This is a genomic window from Sphingopyxis sp. MC1 (genome assembly GCF_000371385.1).
GTDB lineage: Bacteria > Pseudomonadota > Alphaproteobacteria > Sphingomonadales > Sphingomonadaceae > Sphingopyxis > Sphingopyxis terrae.
The window spans coordinates 470,543-487,399 of the sequence record NZ_AOUN01000003.1 but is presented as its reverse complement, the minus strand read 5'-3'; the positions used below and the strand labels follow the sequence as shown (position 1 = coordinate 487,399).

The window sequence follows — 16,857 nt, the reverse complement described above, 5'->3', positions numbered from 1 at the left end:
AACAATCTGGACCCTATTGCGCATGGAAACAAGAGGCGATCCGCCGAACCTGACGATGGGTCTCGCTTTTCGGGCGGCCGGTTTCGATCAGGAAATCGGCGCGCGCGCGCTTGACGCGATCGGGAACCTGCAGGCCCCGGATCGCCTTGAACTTTGCGTTGGTCATGCCGGGCCGGCGCAGCACGCGTTTGCGCTGGATCCACATCGGTGCGGTGACGACGGCGACGGCGCCGACGCGGTGCCAGCCTCCTTTTTCGAACAGGAGCGGAATGTCGAGCACGACGACGTCGCGCGCGCGGTGACGGGCAAGGAATTTCTTCTGCGCGCGGCCGACTGCGGGATGGACGATCGCTTCGAGTGCGGCAAGCTCGTGACGGTTGCCGAGCACGCGGCGGCTGAGTTCCTGGCGATCGACGCCGCGCGGACCGGTGGTGCCGGGAAAGCGCGCCTCGATCGCGGCGACCAAGGCACCGCGGGGACCTTGCAGGCGGTGAACTTCGGCATCGGCATCGAACACCGGCACCCCTTCGCGTTCGAACATCGTCGCCGCGGTCGATTTCCCCATGCCGATCGAACCCGTCAGGCCGAGAATGAACGGTCGGCGAAGCCGCGATCCGGGGCGCTTGTAATGCGTCATGCCGTCAGAATCGCGCGCAATTCCTCGTCGCGTCCCTCGGGCGGCGGCGCGCCGAAAAACAGCTCGAATGCCAGGGCCGCCTGACCGATCAGCATGTCGAGCCCATCGACGATGTCCAGCCCGCGCGCGTCCGCAGCGCGGAGCAGCCCTGTTATCAGCGGTGCGTAAACAAGATCGTATACGATCGCATCGTCGGGCAACGGCGACAGGTCGAGGTCGAGCGGCGGCTGACCCATCATGCCGAGACTGCTCGAATTGACGAGCAGCGCAGCGGGCGGAAGCGGGGCATCGAGCGCGACGACATCGCCCTTGAGCCCGAAGGTGGCAAGCAGGCCCATCGCCTTCAGCGGCGAACGGTTGAGGATGGTGACATGCCCGACCTTCGCGCGCGCGAGCGCGAAAAGCACCGCCCGCGCTGCGCCGCCCGCGCCGATCAGCACAACCGGCGCGCCTTCGAGATCGAGTTCGGCGAGCGGGGCATAGAAGCCCGCAGCATCGGTGTTGGTCCCGATAAGCGCCCCGTCTCGCTGCCGCACGATCGTATTCATCGCGCCGATCGTGCCGCGAATGTCGCCCGGATCATCGACCAGATCCATCACCGCGATCTTGTGCGGAATGGTGACATTGCATCCGCGCCAGGCGGGATCGGTCCGGCGCTCGGCGATATAGGCCGCCAGATCGTCGGGCTTCACATGCGCGCGCCGATACTCGCCCTTCATGCCCAGCGCATCGAGCCAGAAGCCATGGATCAGCGGCGATTTCGACTGGGCGATCGGATCGCCGATCACCTCGGCATAAGGGGCAGAATCGGCAGCGCTCATTGCGGCGCCAGCCCGGTCGCGCGCAGCCATGCCATCAACGGCAGCATCGGCATGCCGATGATCGTCCAGGGATCGCCTTCGACCCGATCGAACAATTGCACGCCCGCCCCCTCGATTTCGTAACAGCCAACGGTCCAGCGGATGCTGTCCCAATGCTGCGCCACATAGTCGGCGATGAAGGCGTCCGACAAGGGCCGCATCCACAGCCGCGCCTCACCGATCGCGCGCCAGACCGGCGCGCCGTCGCGCGCCACAACGACCGCGCTGAACAATTTGTGCCGCGTTCCCGCCATGCGGCGCAGATGGTCTGCTGCCTCATCGGGGCTCTCAGGCTTGGCGAGCATCGTCCCATCGGCGAGCGCGAGCGTCGAATCGGCACCGATTACGGTAACGCCGGGCAGCCGAGAAGAAATCTTGATCGCCTTGGCCTCCGCCAGCGCATCGGCGATGTTGCGCGCCGTCTGGCCGGCGGCAACGAGACCGGCCGTCAGCGCCTCTTCATCGACATGCGCCGCGGTTGCTTCGAACGCGATTCCGGCCGCGCGCAGCATCGCGGCACGGCCGCTGCTCTGCGATGCAAGGACGATCTGCGTCATGCCGGCCGGCCTCCGCGATCCTCGACCAGCTTGATCACCGCAGCCGCCGTTTCCTCGATCGAACGGCGTGTGACGTCGATCACCGGCCAGTCATTGTCGGCGAACATGCGGCGGGCATAGGCGATTTCGGCTTTCACGCGTTCATCGTCCACATAGGCGGTTTCGGGCGCCTGATTGAGCGAGAGCAGACGGTTGCGCCGAACCTGGACAAGGCGGTCGAGGCTGGTCGTCAGCCCGACGACGAGCGGACGCTTCAGATGATAGAGCGCGTCGGGCGGCGGCGATTCGGGAACGATCGGAATATTGGCCGTCTTGTATCCCCGATTCGCCAGATAGATGCTCGTCGGCGTTTTGGAGGTTCGCGATACGCCGGCGAGCAGGATGTCGGCCTGTTCCCAATTTTCCCAGCCGATCCCGTCGTCATGTGCGACGGTGAACTGGATCGCCTCGACGCGCGCGAAATAGGCGGCATCGAGCGCATGCTGACGGCCCGGTCGCGCCTTGGCTTCCTGCCCGAGCATGCGCGACAAGGCGTCGGTTACGGCGTCGAGCGCAGGAACAAGCGGCAGGCCCTGAGCCTCGGCGCGGCGCTCGAGACTGGCGCGCAACTCACCGTTGACGAGGGTGAAGAGGATCATGCCCGGGCTCGCCTGAACCTCCGCCATGATCCGGTCGAGATGCGATTCCGAGCGCACCATCGGCCAGAAATGGCGCACGACTTCGACATCGTCGAACTGTGCGATCGCGGCCTTGGCAATATTTTCGAGCGTTTCGCCGGTGGAATCGGATATGAGGTGAAGGTGAAGGCGGTCCATCGCCTCTCTTGCCGCCTTGCGATCCGAAAAGGCAAGCCGTGAAGCGAATTTCCGAGGCTGTGGATAAGTTCGCGGACAAGCCCCGGGATGAAATCGGCAGGGCGATTCCATCCCCGGCCGCGTCGATTCCGCCCCACCGCTTATCCACAAGGAACGAGTCTTATCCACAGGCTGTGAATAGCGGGGATGAGAGCCAACGACTCTGTGGGGTCTGGCGGGCCAGCGGGAGTCAAGCTGTTGGCAAAAAGGGCGGCTGCGCCTAAAGCGCGCTTATCCGCCCGCCAACAATCCACCACAATCATTTATATATATTATGAAGAGAGAAAGAGGGGCCGCGTGAAGGCGTCATCGAAGAGCTTGCTGGCAACGCTGCGTGGGGTGCGGCAGGAACGGCCTGCCCTGTGGCTGATGCGTCAGGCCGGTCGTTATCTTCCCGAATATCGTGCGTTGCGGGCGACCAAGGGCGGCTTCCTGGAACTATGCTATGATCCTGAGGCCGCAGCTGAAGTGACGCTGCAGCCAATCCGCCGCTTCGGTTTCGACGGCGCCATTCTCTTTTCGGACATTCTGGTCGTGCCGCATGCGCTGGGCCAGCGGCTGTGGTTCGAGACGGGTGAGGGGCCGCGGCTCGCCCCGCCGCTCGTCGATAGCGCCCTGGCGTCGCTCGAGGCGGCGCCCGAGCGGCTTGACGCGGTCTATGCAACGGTAGCGCGCGTGGCAGCCGCCTTGCCGCCCCAGACGACCTTTCTGGGATTTGCCGGCAGTCCCTGGACAGTCGCCACCTATATGGTCGCCGGCCAAGGATCGAAGGACCAGGCGGCCGCCCGGCGCATGGCGCTTTCCGATCCGGCGGCGTTCGGGGCGATCATCGATGCGATCGTCGACCTCAGCGTGACCTATTTGTCGGGGCAGATCGAACAGGGGGTCGAGGCGGTCCAGTTGTTCGACAGCTGGGCAGGAAGCCTGTCGCCCGCCGAGTTCGAACGCTGGGTGATCGCGCCCAATGCCGAAATCGTCCGCCGGCTGAAGGCGCTCCATCCCGACACGCCGATCATCGGTTTCCCGAAGGGCGCGGGCGGCAAGCTAGCGGCTTATGCGCGCGGCGTCGGCGCCGATGCGATCGGTCTTGACGAAACGGTCGATCCCGCTTGGGCCAACGATATTCTTCCCGGTCATCTACCGGTGCAGGGCAATCTTGATCCGCTTGCGCTGGTCGCCGGCGGCCCGGCTCTTGACGCTGCGATCGATCGCATCCTTGCAGCTTTCCCCGAACGGCCCCATATCTTCAATCTCGGCCATGGTATCGTGCCCGACACGCCCATAGCCCATGTCGAACATCTGATCAGGCGCGTGCGAGGCGAGTAGCGGGATGGCAGACTGGACTGGATTTCTGGGGGTCACGATGTTGTGGGTGAAAGCGGCGCATGTGATTTTCGTCATCTTCCTGATGGCGGGGCTGTTCATGATGCCACGCTTTTTCGTCTATCATCACCAATGTGCGGTGGGATCGGACGAGGACAGGAAATGGATCGAGCGCGAAGATCGCCTGCGCAAGATCATCCTCAATCCCTCGCTCGTCATCGTCTGGATTCTGGGTCTGATGCTCGCTTTCAATGGCGGCTATTGGTCGCAGGGCTGGTTTCACGCCAAGCTCCTGCTTGTCCTGCTGCTGTCGGGCTATCACGGCTGGACAATTGGCTATTTCAAGAAGCTGAAGCGCGGCGAACGACCGCTGTCCGAAAAGCGCCTGCGGATGCTCAACGAGGTGCCGGGCGTGGCCGCGGCGATCATCGTCATTCTGGCGGTCGTCCGGCCCTTTTGACCGGTCGTCTCGGCGACAGCCGATTGACTTGACGAAATCGGCGGCTTAGGGGCCGATCAACCCGGCTTTCCGTCGGCGGCGCGATCTTGGCGCCGAAGCTATCGTGAACGGTCGTCCCCCGGCCGGATAGGCACCGCCTGGTGCGCCGTATCGAACGAATTTTCCTATATTTCTGTTACCTGGAATCCATCCATGCATCTTAAAGAACTCAAGACAAAATCGCCCGCGCAACTCGTCGAAATGGCTGAAGAGCTGGGCGTCGAGGGCGCCTCGACGCTGCGCAAGCAGGATCTGATGTTCTCGATCCTCAAGGAACTCGCCGAAGAGGGCGAGGAAATCATCGGATCGGGAACGATCGAGGTTCTGCCCGACAGCTTCGGTTTTCTGCGTAGTCCCGAAGCCAATTATCTTGCCGGTCCCGACGACATCTATGTGTCGCCCAATCAGGTCCGCAAATATGGTCTGCGCACCGGCGACACCGTCGAGGGCGAGATTCGCGCGCCGAAGGACGGCGAACGCTATTTCGCGCTGACCAAGCTGATCAGCGTCAATTTCGACAATCCCGAGGTCGTGCGCCACCGCGTCAATTTCGACAATCTGACGCCGCTCTATCCGAACCAGAAGCTCAAGCTCGATACGATCGATCCGACCGTCAAGGACAAGTCGGCGCGCGTGATCGATCTCGTCAGTCCGCAGGGCAAGGGCCAGCGCGCGCTGATCGTCGCGCCGCCGCGCACGGGTAAGACGGTGTTGCTCCAGAATATTGCGAAGGCAATCACCGACAATCACCCCGAGGTCTATCTGATCGTCCTGCTGATCGACGAGCGGCCCGAGGAAGTCACCGACATGCAGCGCAGCGTCAATGGCGAGGTCGTTTCCTCGACCTTCGACGAGCCCGCGACGCGCCACGTCCAGGTCGCCGAAATGGTGATCGAAAAGGCGAAGCGGTTGGTCGAGCACAAAAAGGATGTCGTCATCCTGCTCGACTCGATCACCCGCCTCGGCCGCGCGTACAACACCGTTGTGCCGAGCTCGGGCAAGGTTCTGACCGGCGGTGTCGATGCGAACGCGCTTCAGCGTCCCAAGCGCTTCTTCGGTGCCGCGCGCAATATCGAGGAAGGCGGATCGCTGTCGATCATCGCGACCGCGCTGATCGATACCGGCAGCCGCATGGACGAAGTGATCTTCGAAGAATTCAAGGGCACGGGTAACAGCGAAATCGTCCTCGACCGCAAGGTCGCCGACAAGCGCATTTTCCCGTCCCTCGACGTCGGCAAGTCGGGCACCCGCAAGGAAGAACTGCTCGTCGAGAAGGACAAGCTCAGCAAGATGTGGGTGCTGCGCCGCATCCTCATGCAAATGGGCACGGTCGATGCGATGGAATTCCTGCTCGACAAGATCAAGGATTCCAAGACCAACGAAGATTTCTTCGACAGCATGAACCAGTAAGCCGCGATGGCCGTGATCGAGCATGCCTTGCTGCCGGTCCGGCCTGGAATGGAAGTGGAATTCGAAGCGGCCGTTGCGGAAGCGCGGCCGCTGATCGAAGCCTCGCCCGGCTTCCTTTCGCTGACAATTCGCCGGCCATTGGGAACCGGGCAGCCCTATCTGTTGTTGGCAGAATGGCGCACCGTTGCGGATCATCGCGATGGTTTTCGTCGATCCGACCGCTATGAACGGTGGCGGGCGCTGTTGCATCGCTTTTACGACCCCGTGCCGGGGGTCAGCTATTTCGGAGACGCCGTGTGATTTTGGAAATGTTGACGCAGGCGGCGACCGCTGCCGGGCCCGGTGGGTTCGGCGAAATCTGGTCGCACATCGTCGCCGATTTTTCGAACATCACCGAACCCGCTGCGCTCGCTGCCTTCGTGCAGGTGCTGATGATTGACATCGTGCTGGCCGGCGACAATGCGATCGTCGTCGGCGCGCTCGCCGCTGGGCTGCCCGCCGATCAGCGCAAGAAGGTGATCCTGATCGGCGTTCTGGCGGCGCTCGTCCTGCGCATCGCCTTCGCACTTGTCGTCACGCAGTTGATGCAGATTGTAGGTCTGATCTTCGTCGGCGGTCTGCTGCTGATCTGGGTCGCCTGGAAGATGTGGCGCGAACTGCGCGAAGGCGCGCATTCGGCCGGATCGCCCGAGATCGAGGGCGATGAACATTCGGGGCTGAAGCCTGCGAAAAGCTTTGCCGCCGCCGCCTGGGCGGTTGCGATCGCCGATGTCAGCATGAGCCTCGACAATGTGCTTGCGGTTGCCGGCGCGGCGCGCGAGCATCCGGGCATCCTGATCGTCGGGCTGATCTTCGCGGTCGCACTGATGGGTGTCGCGGCGAATATCATCGCCAAATATATCGAGCGCTATCGCTGGATCGCCTATGTCGGCCTTGCCGTCATCCTCTATGTCGCGGTCAAGATGATCCACGAAGGCTGGATCGACCCCGCGGTCGGGCTGGGAACTCTGTTCGGCTGAGTAAAGGCCGGTCTCGTGAGAGGCCGGCTTTTCTTTTGCCGGTGGAATCCCCATTTGGCGGATATGGCAAAGCTCCATCTCACCCGTGTTGCTGTGGGTTGTCCCGACTATCCGTCGCTGGATGCGCGGATTGCCGCACGTGCGGAGCAGGGCGAAGTGCGGTTCACGACGCGGTTCAAGCCGAAACGTGCCGACGACCTGATCGGCGGCAGATTGCATTTCATCATTCGCCATATGATCGTCGGGCGCGTCGAAATCCTGGCCTTTGACGATCGGGACGATGGGCGGGTCGATATCGTCTGTGCGGCCAGGCTCGAACCCGTTCATCCGCAGCCCAAGCGTGCGCACCAGGGCTGGCGTTATCTGAGCGAGGCCGACGCGCCCAAGACTGCGGATGGCGCGAGCGGAATCGGCGATCTGCCGCCCGAACTCTATCGCGAATTGGCGGCGATCAGCCTGATCTAGCGCTCGCCGGGTGTGCCCTCGATGGCGGCGCGAAAGCTGTCGGCACGCGCCATCGCCCAATAGCGTGCGCTGGCGACCGATCCCGGATCGTCGAGCAGAATGGAGCGCGGGTAGAAGCTGTAGATGCGGTCGATCGAATCCGAGCGCGCTGAATTCAGCCGCTCGTGCAGATGGTGCGGCCTTATCTGCCATGGATCGTCGAGCCCCATTGCGCAGCTGATATCCCATAGCGCCGACACGGTGGACGCCTGGAATCGGCGGACACGCTCGGCCTTGTCCTCGACGACCAGACCGCGCTGGCGCCCGGCATCCTGCGTTGCCACGCCCGTCGGACATTCGTCGGTGTGGCATTTGAGTGACTGGACGCAGCCGAGACTGAACATGAAAGCGCGCGCCGCGTTCGACCAGTCGGCGCCGAGGGCACAGTTGACCGCGAGCCCGGCGCCCGAATGCACCTTGCCCGATGCAGCGAGACGGATTTCTTCCTTGAGTCCGCAGCCGACAAGCGCGTTGCGGACGAAGATCAAGCCTTCGCGAAGCGGCATGCCGACGCGGTTCGAAAATTCGACCGGAGCGGCGCCGGTGCCGCCTTCGGCGCCGTCGACGACGATATAGTCGAGGCGGATTCCCGTCTCGAGCATGGCCTTCATGACGGCATAGATTTCGTGCGGCTGGCCCACGCAAAGCTTGATCCCGACCGGCTTTCCGCCGGACAGATCGCGCAGCTTCGCCGCCCATTCGACCATTCCGATCGGAGTCGAAAAGGCGGAATGCGAGGCCGGCGATACGCAATCCTTGCCTTCGGGAACGCCGCGCGTCGCAGCGATCTCGGCGCTCACCTTCGGGCCGGGGAGGACGCCGCCATGGCCCGGCTTCGCGCCCTGGCTGAGCTTGATTTCGACCATCTTGACCTGATCATGTTGCGCGGCATCGCGAAAGCGATCGGGGTCGAAACGACCCCCATCGTCGCGACAACCGAAATAGCCGCTGCCCAATTCCCAAACGATGTCGCCGCCGTGGACACGGTGATAAGGGCTGAAGCCGCCTTCGCCGGTATCGTGGTAGAAATCGCCCGCCTTGGCGCCAAGATTGAGCGCCTCGATCGCCTTGGCGCCGAGCGACCCGAAGCTCATGGCCGAAATATTGAGGAGGGCCGCATCATAAGGCCGCGCGCATTGCGCGGTTCCGACGCGGACCCGCCGCGTCCGGTCATGCGCTTCGGCGGGCGCAATGCTGTGGCTCATCCATTCATATTCGTCCGAATAGACGTCGAGTTCGGTTCCGAAGGGATGGCTGTCGAGTTGCCCCTTGGCGCGGGCATAGACCAGATCGCGTTCGTTGCGCGCGAAGGGGCGGCCGTCGAGCGGGCTTTCGACGACATAAGCGTAAAGAAAGGGCCGCAACGCCTCGAACAACCAGCGGATGCGCGCGATCAGCGGATAGTTGCGACGCAGCGAATGGTGCGACTGCATGACGTCGTAGAGCGCCACGAGCAGCAACGGCATCCAGATCAGCAAGCTCCAGCGCGCGGGCGCCCACCATAGCGCCAGCGCAATCGCAGCTATCAGGACGGGAAAGACGATCCAGCGGCGCATGACAGGGAAACGCGGTCAGCCCGCCTGCGCTGCAAGCATCGCCGCCATCTTCTCCCAAACCTTGTTGATCGCCTTGAGCGGGCGAACCATCACCTTGAAATCCTGTATCTTTCCATCATCGTTCCAGCGGATGACGTCGACGCCGTTGATGTGGATACCTTCGAGCTCGGTCGCAAATTCGAGGCAAGCCTGGTTGCCGTCGGCGATTTCGCGCAGATAGCGGAAATTGTCGCCGCCGAGCACATGGCTCGCCGCGTGCAGATAGGCGAACACCTTGTCGCGGCCCGCTTGCGGCGAGTGAACGACGGGCGAATGGAATACCGCGTCGTCGGCCAGCATCGCGCGCAATGTTTCCGGATCGCCGCCCGCCGCCATATAGGCGTGCCAGGCGGCAAGTCCGGGATGGACGTCGGATCCGGCGCTCATGCAAGAGCCTCGGCGAAGAAGTCGCGCGTGCGGCTATCGGCAAGCTGCGCGCCATCGTCGTTGCGGCGATTGCCCATCGTTGCCGCGAAGCCATGGTCGAGGCCGGGATAATCGTGGAGCGTGACTTTGGGATTGGGATCGAGCGCTTCGTGGATCTTTGCCTGCGCGGCATGATCGACGAAATGATCCTCGGTCGGAATGTGGAGCATCAGCGGCTTGGCAATCGCATGCGCCTCGTTCAGCATCGTGTCGATCATGACGCCATAATAGCCGACCGAAGCATCGATATCGGTTCGCGTCGCCGCCATATAGGCCAGCCGTCCACCAAGGCAGAAGCCGACGCAGCCGACCTTGGTCGCGCCCTGGCTGCGCAGCCACCGGATCGCGGCCTCGATATCCTTGACACCCAGATCGGCATCATATTGCCCGAAATAGCCAAGCGCTTCCTGAAATTCGGATTCGATATCGGGGCTGAGTTCGACACCGGGCGCGAACCGCCAGAAAATATCGGGCGCAATCGCCAGATAGCCAAGCGCCGCCCAGTCGTCGGCCTTTTTGCGGATGCCTTCGTTCACGCCGAAAATCTCCGGGATCACGATGATCGCGCGCGTCGTGTCGGCATCGGGCCGCGCGACATAGGCGGGAATCCGGCCTTCGCCGTCGAGTGCGGCGATTTCGCTGTTGGTTGGCGACATGAGGGGGCTCTCCTGACTCTTGCTTATTGGCTGTGAAAGCGCGAAGCTAGCCGCCGACAGGGCGACGCTCAAGCGCGGAAAGGGCGGAAAACAATGAAGTTCAATATCGAGGTCGATTGCACGCCCGAAGAGGCGCGGCGCTTGTTCGGACTTCCCGACCTCGAGCCGCTGCACGACATCTACCTCAGCCGCGTCAAGGAACTGATGGCGAAGGGGATCACGCCCGACATGGTCCAGTCGATGGTCAAGAGCTGGGTCCCGATGGGCGAGAGCGGATTGAACCTGGTGCAATCGCTGCTCGGTCAGTTCGGTGGCGGGCTGATGGGGGCAGCGACGAAGCCCGCGGCCAAGGATGACGATGACAAGCCGGCGCGGGGAAGCAAGCGCTGATCAACACGCTGGCAAGCGAAACAATTTTTGCCCTGTCGAGCGGGATGCCGCCGGCGGCGATCGCGGTCGTGCGGGTCAGCGGCGCACACGCCGCCGATGCCGTGCGGGCGTTAGCGGGGCGCCTGCCGCCGCCGCGTCATGCATCGCTTGCCGATCTGACGGATGCAACGGGCGCGCCGCTCGATCGGGCGCTTATCCTCTGGTTTCCGGGACCGAATACGGCGACGGGCGAAGATCTGGCCGAGTTTCATCTGCATGGCGGCCGCGCAGTCGTCGCTGCGGTCGAAGCGGCGCTGACAGCGCTTCCGGGGTTGCGCCGCGCCGAGGCGGGCGAATTCACCCGGCGCGCTTTTCTGAATGGCCGGATCGATCTGGCCGAGACCGAGGGGCTTGCCGACCTGCTCGCGGCCGAAACCGAAAGCCAGCGGGTGCAGGCGCTCGGGCTAGCAAGCGGCCATGTGTCGCGCGCGGTGGCCGCGTGGCAGGAACGCTTGCTGGCGTTGATGGCGGCGGCAGAGGCCGAGCTGAACTTTGCCGACGAGGATGACGTCGACGTTTACGAAGGCGCTGCTGCGCGGTTGGTTGCGGGGATGGCGGCGCTGGCGGCGGAGTTGGGTGAGTGGCTGGCGCGACCGGCGGCCGAAGTGATCGCAGAAGGGCTGTCGGTGGTGATCGCCGGGCCGCCGAACGCAGGAAAATCCACGCTTATCAATGCATTGGCGCAGCGCGAGTTGGCAATCGTATCGCCCGTCGCGGGGACGACGCGCGACATCATCGAAACCCCGCTGGCGCTCGATGGTATTGCGATGCGCTTTTCGGACACCGCGGGATTGCGCGGCGAAGGCGCCGATGTCGTCGAAGCGATCGGCATCGATCGCGCACGCGCCGCGGTGGAGGCCGCAGACATCGTCCTGTGGCTCGGCCCGCCGCGTGACGCCCCCGACCATCCCCGCTGCATCCTGATTGCGGCGCAGGCCGATCACTGGCGCGGCGATGCTGCTGCCGAGGCCGATGCTGCTCGCTGCGACCTGATCCTGTCGGCGGCGACGGGTGAAGGGATGGAAGCGCTGCATGGCATGATTGTCGATATCGCGCGAACGCTGCTGCCCCGCGAAGGCGAAGCGGCGCTGCGCCAGCGTCAACGCGCTGCACTCGCCGAAGCGCAGCAATGGCTTGGCATAGACCCTAGGTCGCGCGAGGCCGGCGACCTGATCCTTATTGCCGAGCGCCTGCGACTTGCTGCCGGGGTGCTCGACCGGATCACCGGGCGCGCCGGCGTCGAGGATATGCTCGATGCATTGTTCGGACGCTTCTGCATCGGCAAATGATGTTCCACGTGGAACAGGCTCATGCCGCCCCATGCGCGCTGGCGCCATAGACCGACCCCGCCGAATCAGCTAAGGGCGCGGCAATCATGGATAGCAGCAAGATTTTCGACGTGATCGTCGTCGGCGGAGGGCACGCCGGAACCGAGGCCGCGGGTGCCGCGGCGCGGCTCGGCGCGCACGTTGCGCTCGTCAGTTTCGACCCGGCGCTGATCGGCACGATGTCGTGCAACCCGGCGATCGGTGGCCTCGGCAAGGGCCATCTGATGCGCGAAGTTGATGCACTCGACGGCTGGATGGCGCGCGCCGCCGATGCCGCCGCGATTCACTATCGGATGCTCAACGCGTCGAAGGGCGCTGCGGTGCAGGGGCCGCGCATTCAAGCCGACCGCAAACTCTATCGTGACGCGATCCAGGCGTTGCTTGCAGCGGAGGAGAGGATTCTTGTCGTGGCGGGCGAAGCCGCTGCGCTGGTGCTGGGTGACAATGGCGCGCGCGTCGAAGGTATCGAACTGGGCGACGGGACGCGTCTCGTTGCCCCAGCGGTAGTGCTCGCGACGGGCACCTTCCTCGGCGGGCGCCTGTTTCGGGGTGAGGAGCGCATGGCGGGCGGGCGGCTCGGCGAATCCGGCGCACACCGGCTCGCCGAGCAATTGCGTGCTGCGGCTTTGCCGATGGCGCGGCTCAAGACCGGAACCCCGCCGCGGCTCGACGGGCGCTCGATCGATTGGGCGCGGCTCGAGGAACAACCGTCGGACAGCGCCGAAGGCGCGCGCTGGACCTGTTCCACGTGGAACAGCGAGCGGACAGTGCCGCAGATTTTCTGCGCAATCACGCGCACCAATGCCGAATCGCACCGCATCATCGCCGACAATCTCCACCGCTCGCCGCTTTTCACCGGCGCGATCGGGGCGGCAGGGCCGCGTTACTGCCCGTCGATCGAGGACAAGATCCACCGCTTCGCCGACCGCGACGGGCATCAGGTGTTTCTGGAACCCGAGGGGCTCGATTCGCCGCTCGTCTACCCGAACGGTATTTCGACATCGCTGCCCGCCGATGTCCAGCTCGCGATGCTGCGCTCGATGGAGGGTCTGGAACGCGTCGAGATGACCGTGCCCGGCTATGCGGTCGAATATGACCATGTCGATCCGCGGGCGCTCGATCGCAGTCTGCAGGTGCGCGCGATCGCCGGCCTGTGGTGCGCGGGTCAGATCAACGGCACCACCGGATATGAGGAAGCGGCGGCACAGGGACTGGTTGCGGGGGCGAATGCCGCACTGGCGGCGCAGGGCCGCGAGCCGCTGATCCTCGACCGGTCTGAATCCTATATCGGGGTGATGGTCGACGATCTGGTGTTACAGGGTGTCACCGAGCCCTATCGCATGCTCACCGCGCGCGCCGAATATCGCCTCCGGCTGCGCGCCGACAATGCCGCGACGCGGTTGACGCCGAAGGGGATCGCGCTGGGGCTGGTGCGACCGGTGACGGCGGCGCAGTTCGATGCGCGCATGGCGGAGCGCGCCAAAGCGACCGAGCTGTTGTCAGCGCCGGTAGCGAGCGCCGATTATGCCGCCATCGGCCTGGCATTGCCGGGCGACGGGACGCAGCGGACGCGAATCGACCTGTTGCGCTATTCGGGTATCGCGATCAGCGACCTTGCGGTGCTCGCGCCAGAGCTTGCCGACATCGATCCGACATTGCTCGCCGAACTTGCAGAGGATGCGCACTACGCGCCGTATATCGCGCGGCAGGACGCCGAACTGCGCGCACTCGCGGCGAATGAGGCTATCTTGCTCGACCCCGCGCTCGACTATGCCGCGATCGGCGGCCTTTCGCGCGAAATGGTCGAGCGCCTAACCAAGGCTAGACCCGAAACACTCGGGCAGGCGGGGCGCATTGACGGCGTGACCCCAGCTGCGCTGACCGCGATCATGGTGCATAGTCGACGAAGGGCGGCGTGAGGTGGGTGTGGCCGACATTTCTAACAGGGGTGATCGGACATGTGACTGCTGCTTCTCGGTGCATCCCCCGGCTGGCTAGCGATGAAGCACACCCGCGTGAAAGACCTCGCGCGCCCGCCGCGGGATTCGAATGCCGCTCACAAGGCGCTAGGGTGGGTGAGGTCGAGGGCCATTGATCGACGGGACAATATACGCATGACGGTCGAATTGCTGACAAGCGAAGCGGAGGCACGGAGTTGGATCGGGGCGACCTTTGCGCCGAACGAACGGCAATGGGCGCAGCTCGAGCGCTTTGCCGCGATGCTGGTCGAGGAGAATGCCCGGCAGAATCTGATCGCTGCATCGACAGTCTCGACCTTGTGGGTGCGGCATATCGCCGACAGCGCGCAGTTGTTGGCGCTCGACGGTGCGCTCGAGGGGCTCTGGATCGATCTGGGAAGCGGGCCGGGACTGCCCGGGCTGGTCGTCGCAATCCTGTCGCCGCGCCCGATGCTGCTTGTCGAATCACGGCGTCGGCGCTGCGATTTTTTGCGTGCGGTCGCGAGCGAGCTCGATCTCGCGCACGTCGAGGTTGCCGAAGCGCCGCTCGAACGCATCGAAACGCGCCCCGCCGCGACGATCAGCGCGCGGGCCTTTGCGCCGCTCGACAAGCTGATCGCCTTATCCACGCGTTTTTCCACCGAATCGACGCGGTGGCTGCTGCCAAAGGGGCGAAATGCAGTTAAGGAACTGGCATCTCTGCCGCAGCCATGGCAGAGAATGTTTCACGTGGAACAGAGCCGGACCGACGCCGAGAGCCAGATATTGGTCGGCATGGGGACGATCGGCGCAAAACAGCGAGGAAAGCGATGATCCGTATCGCCGTGGCGAACCAGAAAGGCGGGGTCGGCAAGACGACGACCGCGATCAATCTGGCGACCGCGCTTGCGGCGACGGGCTGGCGCACGCTGATCATCGACCTCGATCCGCAGGGCAACGCCTCAACGGGGCTCGGAATCGCGCAGTCGCAGCGCGAATTTTCGAGTTATGAATTGCTGCGCGGCGATGCGCAGCTGGCCGATTGTGCCGTCCCGACCGCAGTGCCGCGGCTTGATATCGTCCCTGCGACGGTCGATCTGTCGGGTGCCGAGATCGAACTGATCGAATTTGCCGATCGGCTCCATCGCCTTGAGCAGGCGTTGACGAGTGCCGAGGCGGGGCAGTGGGATATCTGCCTGATCGACTGTCCGCCGTCGCTCGGCATGCTGACGCTGAACGCGCTGATCGCCGCCGAATCGCTGATCGTGCCGTTGCAGTGTGAATTCTTTGCGCTCGAAGGGTTGAGCCAACTGCTCACTACGGTCGAGCGCGTACGCGGTCGCTTCAACCAGAAATTGTCAATTCTCGGCGTCGCGCTGACGATGTTCGATCGCCGCAACCGGCTGACCGACCAGGTTTCGGACGATGTGCGCGAAGTGCTGGGGCCGGTGGTCTTTCAGACCGTCATTCCGCGCAACGTGCGGCTGTCCGAAGCGCCGAGCCACGGGCTTCCGGCGCTGATCTACGATCATCGCTGCGCCGGCTCAGCCGCCTATATCGCGCTCGCGCGCGAACTGATCGACCGCCTGCCCAACGTTCGCAAGGCTGCATAAATGGCTGATAATAAAGAAGAAACCGGACCATCTGCGCCGCGCAAACGCCCGTCGGGACTCGGCCGCGGGTTGAACGCGCTGTTCGGCGACGTAGCGGCAGAAGCCCCGGTACTCGCGAGTCCCGGTGCCGCCCGCCCGGCGACGTCGGCACCTGCCGGCGATTCGGTGCAGCATATCGCGGTGGGCGCGATTCGCCCGCTTCCCGGCCAGCCGCGCCGCCACTTCGATGAAAATGCGATTGCCGAGCTTGCCGATTCGATCGGGACGCGCGGCCTGTTGCAGCCGATCATCGTCCGGCGCGCCCCGGGAGGCGAGGGGTACCAGTTGGTCGCCGGCGAACGCCGCTGGCGCGCAGCGCAGCGCGCGGGACTGCACCAGATTCCCGCGCTGGTCCGCGAGCTCGACGACGCTGCGACCTATGAGATTGCGCTGGTCGAGAATATCCAGCGCCAGGATCTGAACGCGATCGAAGAGGCGAGCGCCTATCGCAAGCTGATCGAGGATTTCGGTCACAGCCAGGAAGCGCTGGCAAAGCTGGTCGGCAAGTCGCGCAGCCATGTTGCGAATCTGATGCGTCTGCTCGACCTTCCGGTCGAAGTGCAGGATCTGGTCGGTGACGGATCGCTGTCGATGGGTCATGCGCGCGCGCTGATCGGGGCCGACGGCGCCGAAGCGATCGCGCGCAGGGTCGTCCAGGAAGGCTTGTCGGTGCGTACGGTCGAGGCGCTGGTGCGCGAGGCGAAGGGGGGCGGCCGCAAGGCGCCCGCCGAAAGCCCGAGCGCGGCTGGCGGCGGGCGCGATCCCGACATCGTCGCGGTCGAGCGGCATCTGTCCGAGCTGCTCGGAATTGGCGTTGCGATTCACTATGCGGGCGGCGGCAAGGGCGCGTTGACCCTGAAATTCGCGTCGCTCGACCAGCTCGACATGATCTGCCAGCGGCTGTCGGGCGAATCGATCTGATCGGCGCGTGCCGACCTATCGCGATTCGCTGCTGATATTTTTCTATCCGACGCGCTTAATCTGTCCCGCCGCGGGCCGTTAAAGAGGCGACGGCAATCCCCACGATTGGCCGAATACTGGCTTAACGCCTTGTTTTTGCTCGCTTGCACCCCGCAAGGCGGGCCAATTCTATATGCGCTGTTAACCATGCTTGTTGGGCAAAAGCTGAACCGGTCGCCCGCTAAAGGGGGCGGCGAATGGGGTGGGATTT

At 64.2% G+C, this 16,857-nt stretch carries 19 protein-coding genes; 12 read left to right on the top strand and 7 right to left on the bottom strand.

The features are described from left to right. Nucleotides 1-13: 13 nt before the first annotated feature. From coaE to EBMC1_RS06140, 4 genes are read right to left on the bottom strand one after another with little or no spacing between them, the layout of a single operon-like run. Entirely contained in the window at nt 14-637 is a 624-nt protein-coding gene (coaE, locus tag EBMC1_RS06155) for a dephospho-CoA kinase (RefSeq protein WP_003042141.1), read from the bottom strand. Then, nucleotides 634-1,458 (bottom strand): shikimate dehydrogenase, encoded by an 825-nt coding sequence (gene aroE / locus EBMC1_RS06150; protein WP_040589714.1) that lies wholly within the window; start codon nt 1,456-1,458, stop codon nt 634-636. Before aroE ends, coaE begins: the two co-directional genes overlap by 4 nt. After that, nucleotides 1,455-2,054 (bottom strand): Maf family protein, encoded by a 600-nt coding sequence (locus EBMC1_RS06145; RefSeq protein ID WP_003042135.1) that lies wholly within the window; start codon nt 2,052-2,054, stop codon nt 1,455-1,457. Before EBMC1_RS06145 ends, aroE begins: the two co-directional genes overlap by 4 nt. Continuing rightward, on the bottom strand, nt 2,051-2,869 hold the full coding sequence (locus EBMC1_RS06140) for a pyruvate, water dikinase regulatory protein (RefSeq protein WP_003042133.1): 819 nt from the start codon (nt 2,867-2,869) through the stop codon (nt 2,051-2,053). Before EBMC1_RS06140 ends, EBMC1_RS06145 begins: the two co-directional genes overlap by 4 nt. A 336-nt stretch (nt 2,870-3,205) precedes the next feature. Here EBMC1_RS06140 and hemE point away from each other — a divergent pair, with 336 nt between their 5' ends. The 6 genes from hemE (at nt 3,206) to EBMC1_RS06110 (ending at nt 7,624) form a co-directional block, all read left to right on the top strand. Next, complete coding sequence (hemE, locus tag EBMC1_RS06135) at nt 3,206-4,234, top strand: uroporphyrinogen decarboxylase (RefSeq protein WP_003042131.1); 1,029 nt, start codon at nt 3,206-3,208, stop codon at nt 4,232-4,234. A 4-nt stretch (nt 4,235-4,238) separates the two neighbouring features. Continuing rightward, nucleotides 4,239-4,691, top strand: coding sequence for a CopD family protein (locus EBMC1_RS06130; RefSeq protein WP_003042130.1), 453 nt, complete (start codon nt 4,239-4,241; stop codon nt 4,689-4,691). 192 nt (nt 4,692-4,883) lie between these two features. Then, nucleotides 4,884-6,140, top strand: a complete 1,257-nt coding sequence (rho, locus tag EBMC1_RS06125) for a transcription termination factor Rho (protein WP_003042126.1) — start codon at nt 4,884-4,886, stop codon at nt 6,138-6,140. Between the two features lie 6 nt (nt 6,141-6,146). Continuing rightward, entirely contained in the window at nt 6,147-6,440 is a 294-nt protein-coding gene (locus EBMC1_RS06120; protein WP_003042123.1) for an antibiotic biosynthesis monooxygenase family protein, read from the top strand. An 8-nt stretch (nt 6,441-6,448) separates the two neighbouring features. Further along, a complete protein-coding gene (locus tag EBMC1_RS06115; RefSeq protein ID WP_040589709.1) occupies nt 6,449-7,159 on the top strand; it encodes a TerC family protein in 711 nt (236 codons plus the stop codon). Between the two features lie 63 nt (nt 7,160-7,222). Next, nucleotides 7,223-7,624, top strand: a complete 402-nt coding sequence (locus EBMC1_RS06110) for a DUF1489 domain-containing protein (protein WP_003042117.1) — start codon at nt 7,223-7,225, stop codon at nt 7,622-7,624. Here EBMC1_RS06110 and EBMC1_RS06105 read toward each other — a convergent pair. Genes EBMC1_RS06105 through EBMC1_RS06095 form a run of 3 tightly spaced genes read right to left on the bottom strand, consistent with a single transcriptional unit; the run spans nt 7,621 to nt 10,340 of the window. Beyond that, nucleotides 7,621-9,219, bottom strand: coding sequence for an FMN-binding glutamate synthase family protein (locus tag EBMC1_RS06105; RefSeq protein ID WP_003042114.1), 1,599 nt, complete (start codon nt 9,217-9,219; stop codon nt 7,621-7,623). The two genes, EBMC1_RS06110 and EBMC1_RS06105, sit on opposite strands and share 4 nt — an antisense overlap. 15 nt (nt 9,220-9,234) lie before the next feature. Then, nucleotides 9,235-9,645: a nuclear transport factor 2 family protein gene (locus EBMC1_RS06100; protein WP_003042111.1), complete on the bottom strand. Its 411-nt coding sequence runs from the start codon at nt 9,643-9,645 to the stop codon at nt 9,235-9,237. Next, nucleotides 9,642-10,340, bottom strand: a complete 699-nt coding sequence (locus EBMC1_RS06095; RefSeq protein ID WP_003042109.1) for a dienelactone hydrolase family protein — start codon at nt 10,338-10,340, stop codon at nt 9,642-9,644. Before EBMC1_RS06095 ends, EBMC1_RS06100 begins: the two co-directional genes overlap by 4 nt. Nucleotides 10,341-10,433: 93 nt before the next feature. Here EBMC1_RS06095 and EBMC1_RS18315 point away from each other — a divergent pair, with 93 nt between their 5' ends. From EBMC1_RS18315 to EBMC1_RS06065, 6 genes are all read left to right on the top strand, one after another. Next, nucleotides 10,434-10,730, top strand: coding sequence for a DUF6489 family protein (locus EBMC1_RS18315; RefSeq protein ID WP_003042105.1), 297 nt, complete (start codon nt 10,434-10,436; stop codon nt 10,728-10,730). An 8-nt stretch (nt 10,731-10,738) separates the two neighbouring features. Beyond that, on the top strand, nt 10,739-12,058 hold the full coding sequence (mnmE, locus tag EBMC1_RS06085) for a tRNA uridine-5-carboxymethylaminomethyl(34) synthesis GTPase MnmE (protein WP_081611145.1): 1,320 nt from the start codon (nt 10,739-10,741) through the stop codon (nt 12,056-12,058). 86 nt (nt 12,059-12,144) lie between these two features. After that, complete coding sequence (mnmG, locus tag EBMC1_RS06080; RefSeq protein ID WP_003042101.1) at nt 12,145-14,016, top strand: tRNA uridine-5-carboxymethylaminomethyl(34) synthesis enzyme MnmG; 1,872 nt, start codon at nt 12,145-12,147, stop codon at nt 14,014-14,016. Nucleotides 14,017-14,211: 195 nt separating this feature from the next. Beyond that, nucleotides 14,212-14,868: a 16S rRNA (guanine(527)-N(7))-methyltransferase RsmG gene (gene rsmG / locus EBMC1_RS06075; protein ID WP_003042098.1), complete on the top strand. Its 657-nt coding sequence runs from the start codon at nt 14,212-14,214 to the stop codon at nt 14,866-14,868. Next, on the top strand, nt 14,865-15,647 hold the full coding sequence (locus tag EBMC1_RS06070) for a ParA family protein (RefSeq protein ID WP_003042095.1): 783 nt from the start codon (nt 14,865-14,867) through the stop codon (nt 15,645-15,647). The genes rsmG and EBMC1_RS06070 overlap by 4 nt, the downstream gene beginning before the upstream one ends. After that, nucleotides 15,648-16,607 carry a ParB/RepB/Spo0J family partition protein gene (locus tag EBMC1_RS06065; RefSeq protein ID WP_003042092.1) on the top strand — a complete coding sequence of 320 codons (960 nt, stop codon included), beginning with the start codon at nt 15,648-15,650 and terminating at the stop codon, nt 16,605-16,607. Nucleotides 16,608-16,857 lie beyond the last annotated feature (250 nt).